Origin of the sequence: Reyranella sp., from assembly GCF_965229815.1 — a bacterium.
GTDB lineage: Bacteria > Pseudomonadota > Alphaproteobacteria > Reyranellales > Reyranellaceae > Reyranella.
This window is the reverse complement of record NZ_CBDDJN010000002.1, coordinates 2093852-2108786: the sequence shown is the minus strand read 5'-3', so window position 1 is coordinate 2108786 and position 14935 is coordinate 2093852. Positions and strand designations below refer to the sequence as shown.

The 14935-nt window shown below is 69.7% G+C and carries 18 protein-coding genes; 10 read left to right on the top strand and 8 right to left on the bottom strand.

All coding sequences use genetic code 11. The features are described 5' to 3' along the window. The first annotated feature begins 67 nt into the window (after positions 1–67). The 7 genes from ACO073_RS10605 (at position 68) to ACO073_RS10575 (ending at position 7196) form a co-directional block, all read left to right on the top strand. Positions 68–1765, top strand: coding sequence for a formate--tetrahydrofolate ligase (locus ACO073_RS10605; RefSeq protein WP_421997252.1), 1698 nt, complete (start codon positions 68–70; stop codon positions 1763–1765). 189 nt (positions 1766–1954) lie between these two features. Continuing rightward, positions 1955–3232: an acyl-CoA dehydrogenase family protein gene (locus ACO073_RS10600; RefSeq protein ID WP_421997251.1), complete on the top strand. Its 1278-nt coding sequence runs from the start codon at positions 1955–1957 to the stop codon at positions 3230–3232. Positions 3233–3359: 127 nt separating this feature from the next. After that, positions 3360–4547, top strand: coding sequence for a urate hydroxylase PuuD (locus ACO073_RS10595; protein ID WP_421997250.1), 1188 nt, complete (start codon positions 3360–3362; stop codon positions 4545–4547). Positions 4548–4551: 4 nt separating this feature from the next. Then, complete coding sequence (locus tag ACO073_RS10590) at positions 4552–5016, top strand: hypothetical protein (RefSeq protein ID WP_421997249.1); 465 nt, start codon at positions 4552–4554, stop codon at positions 5014–5016. Further along, a complete protein-coding gene (locus tag ACO073_RS10585) occupies positions 5013–5393 on the top strand; it encodes a hypothetical protein (protein ID WP_421997248.1) in 381 nt (126 codons plus the stop codon). The genes ACO073_RS10590 and ACO073_RS10585 overlap by 4 nt, the downstream gene beginning before the upstream one ends. 9 nt (positions 5394–5402) lie before the next feature. Then, positions 5403–6173 (top strand): crotonase/enoyl-CoA hydratase family protein, encoded by a 771-nt coding sequence (locus ACO073_RS10580; protein ID WP_421997247.1) that lies wholly within the window; start codon positions 5403–5405, stop codon positions 6171–6173. Beyond that, entirely contained in the window at positions 6174–7196 is a 1023-nt protein-coding gene (locus tag ACO073_RS10575; RefSeq protein ID WP_421997246.1) for an NADPH:quinone oxidoreductase family protein, read from the top strand. A 19-nt stretch (positions 7197–7215) separates the two neighbouring features. Here ACO073_RS10575 and ACO073_RS10570 read toward each other — a convergent pair whose 3' ends face one another. The 4 genes from ACO073_RS10570 to ACO073_RS10555 are packed head-to-tail and all read right to left on the bottom strand — an operon-like array spanning position 7216 to position 9475. Beyond that, a complete protein-coding gene (locus ACO073_RS10570; RefSeq protein WP_421997245.1) occupies positions 7216–8022 on the bottom strand; it encodes a phytanoyl-CoA dioxygenase family protein in 807 nt (268 codons plus the stop codon). Further along, complete coding sequence (locus tag ACO073_RS10565) at positions 8022–8804, bottom strand: crotonase/enoyl-CoA hydratase family protein (RefSeq protein ID WP_421997244.1); 783 nt, start codon at positions 8802–8804, stop codon at positions 8022–8024. The genes ACO073_RS10570 and ACO073_RS10565 overlap by 1 nt, the downstream gene beginning before the upstream one ends. Before the next feature lie 12 nt (positions 8805–8816). Then, a complete protein-coding gene (locus ACO073_RS10560; RefSeq protein WP_421997243.1) occupies positions 8817–9275 on the bottom strand; it encodes a MaoC family dehydratase in 459 nt (152 codons plus the stop codon). Positions 9276–9289: 14 nt separating this feature from the next. Further along, on the bottom strand, positions 9290–9475 hold the full coding sequence (locus ACO073_RS10555; RefSeq protein ID WP_421997241.1) for a zinc-finger domain-containing protein: 186 nt from the start codon (positions 9473–9475) through the stop codon (positions 9290–9292). 25 nt (positions 9476–9500) lie between these two features. Here ACO073_RS10555 and ACO073_RS10550 point away from each other — a divergent pair, with 25 nt between their 5' ends. After that, positions 9501–10505, top strand: a complete 1005-nt coding sequence (locus tag ACO073_RS10550; RefSeq protein WP_421997239.1) for an alpha/beta hydrolase — start codon at positions 9501–9503, stop codon at positions 10503–10505. Between the two features lie 6 nt (positions 10506–10511). On the opposite strand, the gene ACO073_RS10545 is transcribed toward ACO073_RS10550, so the two are convergent. From ACO073_RS10545 to ACO073_RS10535, 3 genes are all read right to left on the bottom strand, one after another. Then, the gene (locus tag ACO073_RS10545) at positions 10512–10820 is read right to left on the bottom strand and encodes a hypothetical protein (RefSeq protein WP_421997238.1); all 309 of its coding nucleotides are present in this window, start codon (positions 10818–10820) and stop codon (positions 10512–10514) included. A gap of 95 nt (positions 10821–10915) precedes the next feature. Then, positions 10916–11365 carry a hypothetical protein gene (locus ACO073_RS10540; RefSeq protein WP_421997237.1) on the bottom strand — a complete coding sequence of 150 codons (450 nt, stop codon included), beginning with the start codon at positions 11363–11365 and terminating at the stop codon, positions 10916–10918. Between the two features lie 19 nt (positions 11366–11384). Continuing rightward, complete coding sequence (locus ACO073_RS10535; protein WP_421997236.1) at positions 11385–11765, bottom strand: RidA family protein; 381 nt, start codon at positions 11763–11765, stop codon at positions 11385–11387. A 121-nt stretch (positions 11766–11886) separates the two neighbouring features. Between ACO073_RS10535 and ACO073_RS10530 the strand changes: the two genes are divergently transcribed. Next, positions 11887–12633, top strand: a complete 747-nt coding sequence (locus tag ACO073_RS10530) for an SDR family oxidoreductase (RefSeq protein WP_421997235.1) — start codon at positions 11887–11889, stop codon at positions 12631–12633. Beyond that, on the top strand, positions 12630–14132 hold the full coding sequence (locus ACO073_RS10525; RefSeq protein WP_421997234.1) for a class I adenylate-forming enzyme family protein: 1503 nt from the start codon (positions 12630–12632) through the stop codon (positions 14130–14132). Before ACO073_RS10530 ends, ACO073_RS10525 begins: the two co-directional genes overlap by 4 nt. Before the next feature lie 22 nt (positions 14133–14154). On the opposite strand, the gene ACO073_RS10520 is transcribed toward ACO073_RS10525, so the two are convergent. Further along, positions 14155–14880: an SDR family oxidoreductase gene (locus ACO073_RS10520; RefSeq protein ID WP_421997232.1), complete on the bottom strand. Its 726-nt coding sequence runs from the start codon at positions 14878–14880 to the stop codon at positions 14155–14157. Positions 14881–14935: the final 55 nt, after the last annotated feature.

The window sequence follows — 14935 nt, the reverse complement described above, 5'->3', positions numbered from 1 at the left end:
AGGGGGAGAGGAACATGAAAGAAGGTGAGTCGGGCCCACAGAAACGTCGTTGAGAAGGAAACGTCCGATGCCCGCGTCTCAGCACACCAATCCGAAGACCGACATCCAGATCGCGCAGGAAGCGAAGAAGCGGCCGATCATGGAGCTGGCGAAGGAGAAGCTCGGCATCGCGCCGGAGAACCTCGAACCCTACGGCCACTACAAGGCCAAGGTGTCGATGGACTACATCCAGTCGCTGCAGGGCAAGCCCAACGGCAAGCTGATCCTTGTGTCGGCGATCTCGCCGACGCCGGCCGGCGAAGGCAAGACCACGACCACGGTCGGCCTCACCGACGCGCTGAACCATATCGGCAAGAAGGCCATGCTCTGCCTGCGCGAGCCCTCGCTCGGCCCCTCCTTCGGCATGAAGGGCGGCGCGGCCGGCGGCGGCTACGCCCAGGTCGTGCCGATGGAGGACATCAACCTCCACTTCACCGGCGACTTCCACGCCATCGGCGCCGCCCACAATCTTCTCTCGGCGCTGATCGACAATCACATCTACTGGGGCAATGCGCTCGGCATCGACGGCCGCCGCGTCGCCTGGCGCCGCGCGATCGACATGAACGACCGCAGCCTGCGCCAGATCGTGTCGTCGCTGGGCGGCGTCGCCAACGGCTTCCCGCGCGAGGACGGGTTCGACATCACCGTGGCCTCCGAGGTCATGGCGATCTTCTGCCTGGCCAAGGACCTCGAGGACCTGAAGACGCGGCTGGGCAACGTCATCGTGGCCTACACGCGCGAGCGCAAGCCGGTGCGCGCAGCGGACCTCAAGGCGCACGGGCCGATGGCCGTGCTGCTCAAGGACGCGCTGGCGCCCAACCTGGTGCAGACGCTGGAAGGCACGCCGGCGTTCATTCATGGCGGGCCGTTCGCCAACATCGCCCACGGCTGCAATTCGGTGCTGGCCACCACGACGGCGCTCAAGCTCGCCGACTACGTGGTGACCGAGGCCGGCTTCGGCGCCGACCTGGGCGGCGAGAAGTTCATCGACATCAAGTGCCGCAAGACCGGGCTGAAGCCCGACGCCGTGGTGCTGGTCGCCACCATCCGCGCGCTGAAGATGCACGGCGGCGTGAAGAAGGAGGATCTCAAGAGCGAGAACCTGAAGGCGCTCGAAGCCGGCATGTCGAACCTGCAGCGGCACGTCGAGAACGTGCGCAAGTTCGGCCTCGAGCCGGTGATCTCGATCAACCGCTTCAGCGCCGACACCGAGGCCGAGATCGATCTCGTGAAGTCGGCTTGCGCCAAGCTCGGCGTCGAGGCGGTGATGGCCGACCATTGGGCGGAGGGCGGCAAGGGCGCCGCCGACGTGGCGCGCGCCGTGGTCAAGGTGGCGGACAGCGGCAAGAGCAACCTCAAGCTCCTCTATCCCGACGACATGCCGCTGGTGGAGAAGATCCGCACCATCGCCAAGGAAATCTACCGCGCCCGCGACATCGCCATCGCCAAGCCGGTGCAGGACCAGCTCGCCTCGTTCGAGGCGATGGGCTTTGGCAAGGTGCCGGTCTGCATCGCCAAGACCCAGTACAGCTTCTCGACCAACCCCGACGCCAAGGGCGCGCCGACGGACCATGTCGTGACCGTCCGCGAGGTCCGCCTGTCAGCCGGCGCCGAGTTCGTCGTCGCGGTCTGCGGCGACATCATGACCATGCCGGGCCTGCCCCGGGTGCCGGCCGCCAACAGCATCGACATCGGACCCGACGGCAAGATCGTCGGGCTGTTCTGAAGTCCTCCTCCCTGTGCGCGAAGCGCGCGGGGAGGTGGCCCGGAGGGCCGGAGGGGTCATGAGCCTCCGTGCCGGAGCCCATGACTTCTCCGTCCGCTTCGCGGACACCTCCCCAGCTTCGCTGGGGAGGCACGGTTTCGCCCTTCCCGAATCCGCACTAGGGTCTCCCCCGCAAAAAAGGAGAGCCTGATGAACGTGATGCCGGCGAAGTCGGCCGCCATGGGGCGGCCGGACCTGACCAACCCCGACCTCAACAACCTCGCCATGTCGAAGGAGGCGCAGCCCCTGTTCGACGCGGTGATGAAGCACATCGACGAGAACGTCGCGCCGATCACCGAGGAGTTCTTCCGCCTCGGCGAGGGCCGCAAGGACCCGTGGAGCTGGGCGCCGGGCCAGCTCGAGCTGCTCGAAGGCGCGAAGAACAAGGCCAAGGCTTCCGGCCTGTGGAACTTCTTCCTGCCCGGCTCGGAAATCGGCCGCGGCCTCACCAACCTCGACTATGCCTACATCGCCGCCGAGCTCGGCAAGCAGCCGCTGGCCTCCGAATCGCTCAACTGCTCGGCACCCGACACCGGCAACATGGAGGTGCTGGAGCGCGTCGGCACGCCCGAGCAGAAGGAGAAGTGGCTGAAGCCGCTGCTCAACGGCGAGATCCGCTCGGCCTACGCCATGACCGAGCCGGCCGTCGCCTCGTCGGACGCCAAGAACGTCGCCACGCGCGCCGTGCTCGACGGCGACGACTGGGTCATCAACGGCGAGAAGTACTACATCTCCGGCGCCGGCGACCCGCGCTGCAAGATCATGATCACCATGGTCAAGACCAGCCCCGACGCCTCGCCGCAGTTCCAGCAGTCGCAGATCCTGGTGCCGATCGGCACGCCGGGCGTGAAGATCCTGGGGCCCATGCATGTGTTCGGCCACGACCACGCGCCGCGCGGCCACATGCACATCAAGTTCGACAATGTCCGGGTGCCCAAGGAGAACATCCTGCTGGGCGAGGGCCGCGGCTTCGAGATCTCGCAGCTCCGCCTCGGCCCGGGCCGCATCCACCACTGCATGCGCTCGATCGGCGCCGCCGAGAAGGCGCTCGACCTGATGGTGAAGCGCGGCTCGACGCGCCAGGCCTTCGGCAAGAACCTGATCGCGCTCGGCAAGAACATCGAGCTGGTGTCGCGGGCGCGCATCGAGATCGAGGCCATGCGGCTCATGGTGCTGAAGGCCGCCAAGGCGATGGACGTGCTGGGCAACCGCGAGGCCCGCATCTGGGTCAGCATGGTCAAGGCCATGGTGCCGGAGAAGGTCTGCACGATCATCGACCAGGCGATCCAGATCCACGGCGCCACCGGCATCTCGCAGTGGACGCCGCTCGCCGAGATGTACATGAACCAGCGCCACCTGCGTTTCGCCGACGGGCCGGACGAGGTCCATCACATGGTTGTCGGACGGGCCGAGCTCAGCCGGCACTGACGCCGGTGGGGGCGGCCGGCCGCGACCGCGCCGCCCCTACTCTCGGCCGCAGAATCGTTTAGCTTGATCGCCGGGGGAGCGCGATCGCAGGCCCGGGATGTCCCGGGCGCCGGCGCTACGAGATCGCATGGACGTCGCTTTCGTCGTTGACTGGCTCAATCTGGTGCTGCGCTGGGCGCACATGATCGTGGGCATCGCCTGGATCGGCGCCTCGTTCTACTTCATCTGGCTGGACAACCATCTGCGGCCGCCGCTCGATCCGGCGGATTCGGCCCGCGGCATCGGCGGCGAGGTCTGGGCCGTGCACGGCGGCGGCTTCTACACGGCCAAGAAGTTCAGGGTGGCGCCCGAGACGCTGCCGCCCGAGCTGCACTGGTTCAAGTGGGAGGCCTACACCACCCTGATCACGGGCTTCCTGCTGCTGAGCCTGGTCTACTACTACGGCGCCGAGGTCGCGCTGATCGATCCGTCGGTCATGCCGCTGTCCCGGCCCGAGGCCATCGCCATCGGCATCGGCTTCCTGGTCCTGGGATGGCTGGTCTACGACGGGCTGTGCCGGTCGGCCTTCGGCCAGGACGACCTGCTGCTGGGCGGCCTCCTCGCCCTGTACTGCGCCGTCGCCGCCTGGGCCCTCTGCCACCTGTTCTCGGGCCGCGGCGCCTATCTCCATTTCGGCGCCATGCTCGGCACGATCATGGTGCTGAACGTCTACTTCGTGATCATTCCCGGCCAGCGCGAGCTGGTGCGCGCCAAGGAGGAAGGGCGCGCGCCCGATCCGAAGTTCGGCCTGATGGGCCGCCAGCGCTCGGTCCACAACACCTACTTCACCCTGCCCGTGCTGTTCACGATGATCAGCAACCACTATGCGGGCCTCTACGGGCACGAGTGGAACTGGGTGCTGCTGCTGCTGGTCTCGGCCGCCGGCGCCCTGGTGCGCGTCTGGTTCGTGCAGCGCCACAAGGGCAACCAGAACCCCCTGGTCCTGGCCGCCGGCCTGGTCCTGCTGGCCATTACCGCGCTCGTCTCGCTGCCCCGGCCCGCGGCCGATATCGGCCCGCCCGCCTCGTTCGCCGAGGTCGCCCCCGTGTTCCGCGAGCGCTGCCAGTCCTGTCACGCGGCCAAGCCGACACAGGAAGGGTTCGCGGCGCCGCCCAAGGGCGTGATCCTGGAGACGCCGCAGGAAATCCGCGAGCGCGCCGCGATGATCAACCAGCAGGTCTGGGTCACCCGCGTCATGCCGCCGGGCAACATGACCCACATCACCGAGGCCGAGCGCCGCCTGATTGCGCGCTGGATCAAGGGCGGCGCACAATAGCGACATGACGGCCCGCCCGCGTGGATGGCCCTGGCGCCGCCTGCTGACGGCGGCGCTGGCGGTCGTCGCGATCCTCGTCTTCTGGACTCATGTCTCCGAGCGCGGCCAGCGCGAGCTGGTCAGGAGCTCGGCCGCGTCCGACACCGGCGCCGCGCCGTCCGGCACCCGCGGCTGGGGCGCCAGCGTGGGCTTCGCCGACCAACGCCGCCTCGACGAGCACTTCAGGAAGCACGGTTCCGAGTTCGGCCGCATCACCAAGCAGGACTACCTGCACCAGGCCCAGCTTCTGCGCGATGCAAGGCCGGGCGGTCCTGTCCTCGAGGCCGTGCGCCGCGACGGCGTGATCACCCGCTACGACACGCAGACCGGCGCGTTCATCGCGTTCAACCCCAACGGCGTGATCCGCACCTTCTTCAAGCCCAACGACGGCGAGCGCTACTGGCGGCGCCAGGCCGCGCGCGAGCCATGAAGCCACCGCCGCCCCCCGGCCCGCCCGACATCGGCGACCTGCGCGAGCTGGTCGAGCAGTGGGCCCGGTTCACGGCCGATCTCGCCGAGAACGGCTACAGCTTCGACCTGGACAACTGGCTGAACGACGTCGACGTGCGCGAGCTCGTCCTGGAGGCGCTGCCGATGTTCGGCCGCGAGGAGATGGGGGAGCTCGGCCTCGCGCTCGAGCAGGCCGACCGTACCTTCATGGCCGCCACGCGCGCCTTCAGGAAGTGCGTCTGGGGAACGGCGACGGCCGCCAGGGAACGGTGGACGCCGGAGAAAAACTGGTGGTACTTCCGCACGCCACACCGATCGAACGGTCCGCTCGAGGACGAGCTCGGTCGCATCCGCTGAAGGCCGTCGATGGAACCGCCGAAGATCCTTGCCGAGGCCGCCGGGCCGGTCACCACGATCATCGTCAACCGCCCGCGCGCGAAGAACGCGCTCGACAACGAGGCGGCGCACGCGCTCGCCGCGGCGCTGCGGTCCTTCGAGGCCGATCCCGACGCGAAGGTCGCCGTGCTGACGGGAGCCGGCGGTGCGTTCTGCGCCGGCGCCGATCTCAAGGAGCTGGGCGGCGGCACCGACTACTTTCCCTGGGCCGGCAGCGAGCAGGGGCCGCTGCGCGCGCCGCTGTCCAAGCCGGTCATCGCCGCCATCGAGGGCCATGCCTGCGCCGGCGGCCTGGGCGTCGCGCTCTACTGCGACATCCGGATCGTCGACGAGACCGCGACCTTCGGCGTGTTCTCGCGCCGCTGGGGCGTGCCGATGAGCGACGGCACCACGGTGCGCCTGCCGCGAATCGTCGGCCAGGGCCGCGCCCTCGACATGCTGCTGACCGGCCGCGCGGTCGGCGCCGACGAGGCGATCGCGATCGGTCTGGCGACCCGCAAGGTCGCGCGGGGCACGACACGGGAGGCGGCCGAGGCGCTGGCGCGCCAGATCGCCGGTTTCCCGCCGGTCGCGATGACCTCCGACCGCCAGTCGGCGTACGAGAGCTTCGACCGCGACCAGGCGGCGGCGATCCGGCGCGAGATGGAACTGTCGCTGGCGGCGCGGCGGCAGGAATCGCAGAAGGGCGCGGCCCGATTCGCCCAGGGCGAGGGTCGCCACGGCAAGTTCGAGAGGCAGTGAATGCGGGCATTGGTGTGCGAGGCCTACGGGCCCATCGAGAATCTGAAGATCGCCGACATCCCGACGCCCGAGCCGGGACCGGGCGAGGTCCTGATCCGGGTCGGCGCGGCCGGCGTCAGCTTCGCCGCGATGCTGGGCGTGCAGGGCAAGCATCAGAACAAGCCCAACCTGCCCTATGTGCCCGGCAACGAGCTTGCCGGGCACATCGTGAAGCTGGGTCCGGACGTCAGCGGCCTTGCGGTCGGGCAGCGGGTGATGACGGGCGTCAGCCAGGGCGCCTTTGCCGAGTACGCCGTCGCCATCGCGGCCAACGTGCTGCCGATCCCGGAGATCATGCCCTACGCCCAGGCGACGAACTTCCCGACGCTCTATCCGACGGCCTACGGCGCGCTGAAATGGAAGGCCGACCTGCAGCCGGGCGAGGTGCTGCTGGTGCACGGCGCCGGCGGCGGCTCGGGCCTGACGGCGATCGAGGTCGGCAAGGCGATGGGCGCTGTCGTGATCGCCTCGGCCGGCGGCGCCGACAAGCTCGCCGCCGCGCGCGAGGCCGGGGCCGACCACCTGATCGATTACCGGCAGGAGGACCTGCGCGCCCGCGTGCTGGCGATCACCGAGGGCCGCGGCGCCGACGTCGTGTTCGATCCGGTGGGCGGCGAGGCGTTCGACGTCTCGCTGCGCTGCGTCGCGCCGGAGGGACGCCTGATCCCCATGGGCTTCGCCAGCGGCACCATTCCGCAGATCCCCGCCAACATCCTGCTGGTCAAGAACGTCACCGTGATCGGCTTCTACTACGGCTACTACACCGGCTGGGGCGGCCGCGGCGCGCCCTCGCCAAAGGACCTGCCGGCGCTTGCGCGGCGGCGGGAAATGGTCGCCAGGGCGCAGCAGGAGCTGATGCGCTGGTTCAGCGAGGACAAGCTCAAGGCCACCATCGCCGGCACTTTCGATCTCGCCGACTGGGTGCCCGCCTTCCGGATGATCCAGGACAGGACGGTGGTCGGAAAGGCCGTGCTGGTCCCCTGACCGCGCGGCCGCCGGAGCCTCAGAGCACCCGAGGGAAGGTCTCGCAGTCCAGCCGGTCGCCCGGCGCCAGCCCGTGGCCCTCGATCGGCGGCGAGATCTGGCCGACCCGCGCCGCGTAGCGGGCGTCGTCGCCGCACCATCGCGTCGCCCACGCACGGCGGCGGCGATCGCTCGAGAGGTTGCCGGACGCGCCGTGCAATGTGAGCGCATGGAAGGCGATGACGTCGCCCGGCTCCATGTCCCAGGCGAGATAGTCGTGGCGGTCGCGCTCGGCATCGAGGTCCGGCAGCGGCTCGAAGCGCGGATCCGCGACGGCGAGGTCGACGCCGCCTTGGCGGAAGAACTTGGGCTGGAACCAGCGGCCCCAGCGATGCGAGCCCTTCACGTATTCGACGCAGGTCGCGCGGTCGACCGGGTCGAGCGGCAGCCACAGCGAGACGATCTGCTCGCCGTCGATCGGATAGTAGGGCTGGTCGTGATGCCAGGGCGTGCGTTCCCGCGTGCCCGGCTCCTTCACCAGGAGATGGTCGTGATAGTAGACGACGGTGCGCGAGCCCATGAGCCGCGCCGCGATGTGCCGGGCCGGCGACTCGTGCACGAAGGCTCGCGCCGCTGCATGACGCTGCCAGAGCTGGAAGTCGACGAAGAACAGGCCCGGCGCGTCCTTCGGCGTGTTGATCCGCACCATCGGTCCGGGCGCGGCCATGTCGGCGTCGACGGCCTCGCGCAGCCGCTCGATCCAGTCCGCCGAGAAGGCGCCGCGCAGGCAGACGGCGCCGTCGGCCTGATAGCGCGCGACCTCCGCGTCGGATGGCAAGTTCGTCATCAGATGTCCCCGAAGCCGCCGCCGCGGCCCTTGCCGGCGGCAAAGCGCGCCGCCCCGGCCTGCGCCTCCTGGCGAAGGGCGGGCATCCCGTGCTCCGCCTCGTTGACCAGGGCCTGGCCCAGCCCGAGGCTCCACTGCTCGTAGGACGACCGGCGGTCCGACCGCAGGCATGTCTGCGGAAACCGCGCGAGCTGATGCGCCAGAGTGATGGCCTCCGGCAGGGCATGGCCCTCGGGCACGACGCGGTTGGCGAGCCCCCACTCCAGCGCCTCGCGGGCGCCGACCTCGCGGCCGGTCAGGATCATGTCGAGCGCACGACTCTGCCCGATCAGGCGCGGCAGGCGCACCGTGCCGCCGTCGATCAGCGGCACGCCCCAGCGCCGGCAGAACACGCCGAAGCGGGCGCTCTCCGACGCCACGCGCAGGTCGCACCACAGCGCGAGCTCGAGGCCGCCGGCGACGGCGTAGCCTTCCACGGCGGCGATCACCGGCTTGGAGAGAAGATGCCGCGTCGGCCCCATCGGACCCGGCCCCCCTGTGTCGTGCAGGTTGGCCGCCGTCCGGTCGGGATTCGCGGCCACCTTGAGGTCGTAGCCGGCGCAGAAGATGCCGCCGCGGCCCGTCAGGATCGCCACCGACTGCCCGTCGTCGGCATCGAAGGCGAGGAAGGCCGCGCGCAAGAGCTCGGCGGTCTCGGGGTCGACGGCGTTGCGCGCCTCGGCGGCACGGTCGATGGCGACGATCGTGACTGGCCCGTCCCGCTCGACCGCGACCTTCGCCATGGCCTGCCTCCGTCAGTGTCCCTGCATCATGCGCAGGGGCGTGTAGACCAGCACCGTCTCACCCTTCTGGTTCAGGACCGTGTTGGTGGTCCGCACCAGCGCCCGCATCGGGTCCTTGGAGGTCGGCCGGATCTCGGTGAGCTCGATCTCGACATGGATCGTGTCGCCGACATAGGTCGGCCCCTTGATGTCGAAGCCCATCGACAGGAAGGCGAGACCCGTTCCCTGCAGGGTGGTGGGGATCACCAGCCCCTCGGCCATGGAAAAGACCAGGGCACCCGGGACGGGATGGCCGCCGCGCATGGGCGCATGCTCGCGGATGTATTCCTTGTTCGTGAACAGCTCCTCGGAAAAGCCGCAAAGCGTCACGAAGTTCAGCAGGTCCGCCTCGAACAGCGTCCGCCCGTAGGTCGTGAAGCGATCCCCGACCTTCAGGTCCCGCCAGTTCCACCCCTCGCCGAGTTGCTTCATGGTCCTGGCAGGCGTCAATGGGCGTGGGCGTCCGGACGGGCGCCGTCGCGAAGTCGATACAGCCTGCTGCAATAAGGGCATTCCACTCGCCCCTCTTCGCCCAGGTTGAGATAGACTTTAGGATGTCCCAACGCGCCGCCCCCGCCATCGCAGGCGACGCGGTCAGTATCGACAGTGATGATTTCGAACGGCTCCGTCACGCTCTCTCTCCTGTTGCGCCTGCGGATGATAGCGGCCACCGCCGCCCTGGTCATTCTTTCCGCCTGCGCCCCGACAGTCGCCCCGACCCCGAGCTCCTGGCCGCCCAGCGCCCGGACGCCCAGCCTGGACGACCAGCAGTACGTCGCCGCGGACGGCACGGCCCTGCCGGTCACGGTGTGGCCGGCCGCCGACGGCCATCCCCGGGCGATCATCCTCGGCCTTCACGGCTTCGGCGACTATCGCAGCGCCTGGGACGAGCCGGCCCGCATCTGGGCCAGGGACGGCATCACGACCTTTGCCTACGACCAGCGCGGCTTCGGCTCCAGCCCGACGCGGGGACGCTGGCCCGGAACCGACGCCCTGGTCGGGGATGCGAAGACCATGATCCGGCTGCTGCATGCAAGGTACCCGGACGTGCCGGTCTACCTGGCCGGCGAGAGCATGGGCAGCGCGGTGGTCCTGGTCGCGGCCGAAGAGGGCGCCGACGTCGAAGGCCTGGTGCTGCTCGCCCCGGCGCTCCGCTCGCGCGACACGTTCGGTCCGGTCGCCAGCGCCGGCCTCTGGTTCTTCGCCCACACGGTGCCGTGGCTGCCGTCGGGTCCGACCTCGATCGACTACAAGCCGACGGACAATCCCAGGACCATGGAGAAGCTGCGCAACGACCCGAAGATGCTGCGCCAGGTCCGGCTCGACATGGCGTACGGCCTGGTCGACCTGATGGACGATGCCCGTGTCGCGGCCGCCCGCGTGCACAAGCCCTATCTCATGCTGCACGGGCTGGGCGACCGGATCGTGCCGCAGGCGCCGGTGCGGGCGGCGATCGAGGTCATGCCGCCGCGCGCCGATTCGAAGCTCGCCTTCTACAAGGACGGCTATCACCTGCTGCTGCGCGACAAGGAGGGCCGGACCGTGGCCACCGACGTCGCCGCCTGGATCTCCGATCACGAGGCGGCGCTGCCGTCCGGCGCCGAGGCGGCCCATTCGCAGCCGGCCGTCGCCGCCCTGTGGGGCTCGAAGCGAAGCCGCTAGCTAGCGTCAGCTCGCGCAACGCACCACGACCGTGCCGGGACCGCGCACCACGGTGGCGTCGCCGCGCGTCGGCATGTTGGTCATGCTGAGCACCGTGTAGTTGCCCGAGCACATCGCCAGCGCCCGCGTCGAGCAGCCGCCCGGCATGCCGCAGGTGATGCGGATGGCTTCGCGGCCGTCGGTCCAGGTGATCCTGGTGGCGTCGGTGTCGGTATCGACGTTGTCGCCGGGCTTCTGAAGGTTCTGATCGCAGGCGGACAGGAGCACGGCCACGCCGATGGCCAGGATTCCCCGGATTGTCGATTGCGAGACCATGTGACTCCCCCGTCTTGGCCCATCATCTTCGGACGATGGACACTACCCCGCGGCCGTTTGGCCGTACAGGGCGGCACGCGGCAACGACCGCTCCCTCACGCGAAGGAGATCACCACGGCATCGGCGCCCATCGACAGCGCCAGCCCCTGCCGCCGCGCCTTCAGGCTCATGATCACGCCGTGGGGATTCTCCAGCCACATCTGGCCATGCCCCTGGTCGCCGGCGGCCACGCCGGTGCGCGCCGACCCGTAGGCGCCGGGAAACTGGCCGAGCTCACGGAGGTTGTACACGACGCCGTGCGCCTCGAGCTTCGAGATGCCGAAGCCGCCGATGCCCAGGCCTCCGATCGAGAAGCGGTAGCTCCTGCCGCGGAAATGCAGCGCCCCGCCGCCGGCCGCACCGCTGCCGATGAAGGCGACCTGAACCTGCTCGATGTCGACGGTGCCGCTCCACACGCGCTCCTCGGCGGCGGCGCCTCCGCCGGCCAGGACGATGCTCGTCCCCGCGCCTGCCAGCGCCGACCGCCGGCTCATTCTTCCTGCCATGACGGCTCCGCTCCGTTGCTCAGCGCTCGACGACGCCCATGGATTCGATCTCGACCAGAAGGCCGGGCACGGCGAGAGCCGACACCGCCACCAGGGTCGAGGTCACGACCGAGCCCTTGAGCGCCTTGCCCAGCGCCTTGGACACCGCGCCCATGTCGCGGATGTCGGTGACGAAGATCGTGAGCTGCGACAGGTCCGCCAGCCGGCACCCCGCCTTCTTCAGCGCCGCCTCGATCTTGCGCATGGTGATGGCGGTCTGTTCCGCCGCGGTCCGGCCCTGCACCCGCCCGCGCGAATCGAGCGAGGTCGTGCCCGACACGAAGACCAGCGGACCGCTGCGGATCGCGCGGACGTAGAACGGCACGACCTCGGTGCCGTCGGGAAAGAGTTTCTTGGCCACGGGCTGCTCCCTTAATGTGCGGCGGCAATCTAGAGCACATTCCGTCCGGCTGGAATCGGCCGCGCGGCCGGCGCTCGCCGCAATCACGTTCCCGCCGGTCCGCCGCGGGCAAAGGAGATCCATGTCGCTCGACCGCTACCGCACGGCCATCGTCACCGGCGCCAGCCGCGGCATCGGCGCCGCCATCGTCCGCCAGCTCGCGATCGGCGGGCTGGAGGTCTGGGCGGTGGCGCGCTCGGCGGACGATCTCGCCGAGCTGGCCCGCGAGACGGGCTGCCGGCCACTGGCGCTCGACATCACCCACCGCGACGCCGTGCTGAGCGCGATGGGCGGGCTCGATGCCGACATCCTGGTCAACAACGCCTCGGCCTTCGCGCCGGGGGGCGTCTCCTGGGCCGCCGCGCCCGACGACATCGACGCGCTGATGACCGTCAACATCAAGGGGACGCTCAATTGCCTCGCCGCGACGGTGCCCGGCATGAAGGCGCGCGGGAAGGGACACATCGTCAATCTCGGCTCGATCGCCGCGGTCTCGCCGATCCCCGGCATGCCGGTCTACGCCATGACCAAGGCGGCCCTCCGCAATCTCGGGCAGACGCTGCGGCTCGACCTCCACGGCAGCGGCGTGCGGGTGAGCGAGATCTCGCCCGGACGGGTCGAGACCGGCGCACATCTTGCTTTGCTGCAGGACCGTGAGGAAGGCCGCCGCCGCTTCTATGAAGGCTTCGATTGCCTGCAGCCCGACGACATCGCCGAGGCGGTCATGTTCGTGCTCGGCGCGCCGCAGCGCATGGACGTGACCTACATGGAGATCGTGCCCACCGACCAGTCCTACGGCGGCTCCCAGTTCCAGCGGAGAGAGACGTGAGCATCAAGAACCTGGCCGCGATCCTGGATCCCGCGGCGCCGGACGACCGGCCCCTGATCATCCAGGTCTCGCCCGAGGGCGACGAGGAGAGCCGCCTGTCCTATGGCGCCGGCCGCGAGCGGATCGCCGCCCTCGCGCGCGGCCTGCTGAAGCGCGGCCTGCGGCGCGGCGATGCCGTCGCCATCGTCGCGGCCAACAGCGCCGACTATCTTATGCTCTATATGGCCACCATGGCCGCCGGCCTGGTCTCGGTCTGCGTCAACCACAAGCTGCCGCGCGAGACGGTCGCCCACATCATGAAGGATTCGGCGGTGAAGCTCGCCGTCGCCGACGCGGAGCGCGCCCCGATCGTGTCCGAGCTGGTGCCGACCGAGGCGATCGAGCGCCTCGACGCGCTTCTCGATCCGGGCCCCTTCGCGCCGGTCGACATGGCGCCCGAGGAGGTCGCGATGGTGCTCTACACCTCGGGCTCGACCGGCCTGCCCAAGGGCGTGCCGTTGACCCACGGCGGCTACATCTGGGCGACCGGCGCGACGCCGGAGCAGCGTCCCGGCATCGAGGGACGGAAGGCGATCATCGCCGCGCCGCTGTTCCACATGAACGGCCTGTTCAGCGCCAAGCTGGTGATGATCAACGGCGGCACGATCGTGCTGATGACCGCCTTCACCGCCCGCGGCTACATCCGCGCCATCGACCGGCTGCGCGTCGACATGGTGACCTCGGTCCCGACCATGCTGGCGCTGGTGATGCGCGAGACCGAGGAGCTGGCGCGCGCCGATCTCGGCTGCGTGACCACCGCGGTCACGGGCTCGGCGCCGTCGACGGCGGAGTTCTTCGGGCAGATGCATCGCCTGTTCCCCAACGCCGAGACCGCCAACAGCTGGGGCACGACCGAGTCCGGGCCGATCGGCTTCGGCCCGCATCCCGACGGGATCGCCAAGCCGCCGGGCTCGCTCGGCTATCCGCGCCGCGGGATCGAGGTGAAGTTCGTGGGCGGCGACGACACGCAGGGGGTGCTGCACATCCGCACGCCGGCACTGATGACGGGATACCTGAACCGCGAGGCCGACACGAAGAAGCGGCTGGTCGACGGCTGGTACGACACCGGCGACGTCATGCGCCGCGACGAGAACGGCTTCGTGTTCTTCGTCGGCCGGGCCGACGACATGTTCCAGTGCGGCGGCGAGAACGTCTATCCCGGCGAGGTCGAGAAGCTGCTGGGCCAGCATCCCGACGTCGCCCAGGTGTGCGTCGTGCCGGTGGCCGACGAGATCAAGTACCAGCTTCCGGTCGCGTTCGTGGTGCCGAAGCCCGGCGCATCGCCCTCGGAAGATGTGCTGCGCCGCTTCGCGCTCGACAACGGTCCGGCCTACGCCCATCCGCGCGCCGTCTGGTTCGTGCCCGAGCTGCCGCTTGCCGGCACCAACAAGATCGACCGACGGACCCTGGTCGAGCAGGCCGCCGCCTCCTACGCGCGCGACGCCGGCCGTCGCGTCTGACGGGCGGCCCGCACGCCTTCTTTCACCAGGTCTCCTTCCACGGCCGGAGATCCATCTCGAAGGTCCAGGCCGAGCGCTTCTGGCAATGGAGCTGCCAGTAGGTCTCGGCGATGTCGTCGGGATCGAGCACCGCGTCCGGCCCCGCGTCGTAGCGCTCGGGGAAGTTCGTCCTGATCCACTCGGTGTCGATCGCGCCGTCGACCACGACATGGGCGACATGGATGTTCTGCGGCCCCAGCTCGCGCGCCATCGACTGGGCGAGCGCGCGCACGGCATGCTTGCCGCCGGCGAAGGCCGAGAAGCCTCGGCCGCCGCGCAGGCTTGCCGTCGCACCGGTGAACAGCATCGTCCCGCGCTGGCGCGGCACCATCGCCTTCGCCGCCTCGCGCGCGGTCAGGAAGCCGGCGAAGGCCGTCATCTCCCAGACCTTGCGATAGACGCGGGCCGTCGTGTCGCGGATGTCGAAGCGCACGTTGCCGCCGATGTTGAACACGAAGACCTCCACGTCGCCGATCTCCGTCTCGACGCGGCGGAACAGCTCCACCACCTGAGCCTCGTCGCGGGCATCGGACCCGAAGGGATGGACCTTGCCGCCCTCCCCGGTGATGCGTGCGACCAGGTCCGCGAGCTTGTCGGCACTGCGCCGCGTCACCACCGCCGTGTAGCCTTCGCGGGCGAAGCGGCGCGCGATGGCACCACCCGTCGCGTCGCCCGCGCCGATCACGACGCACACCTTGTCCCTTGCCATGGCCGCTCTCCTTCGCCGAGCAATGTGCCGATGGGGCGGAAGCGGCTCAAGCGGG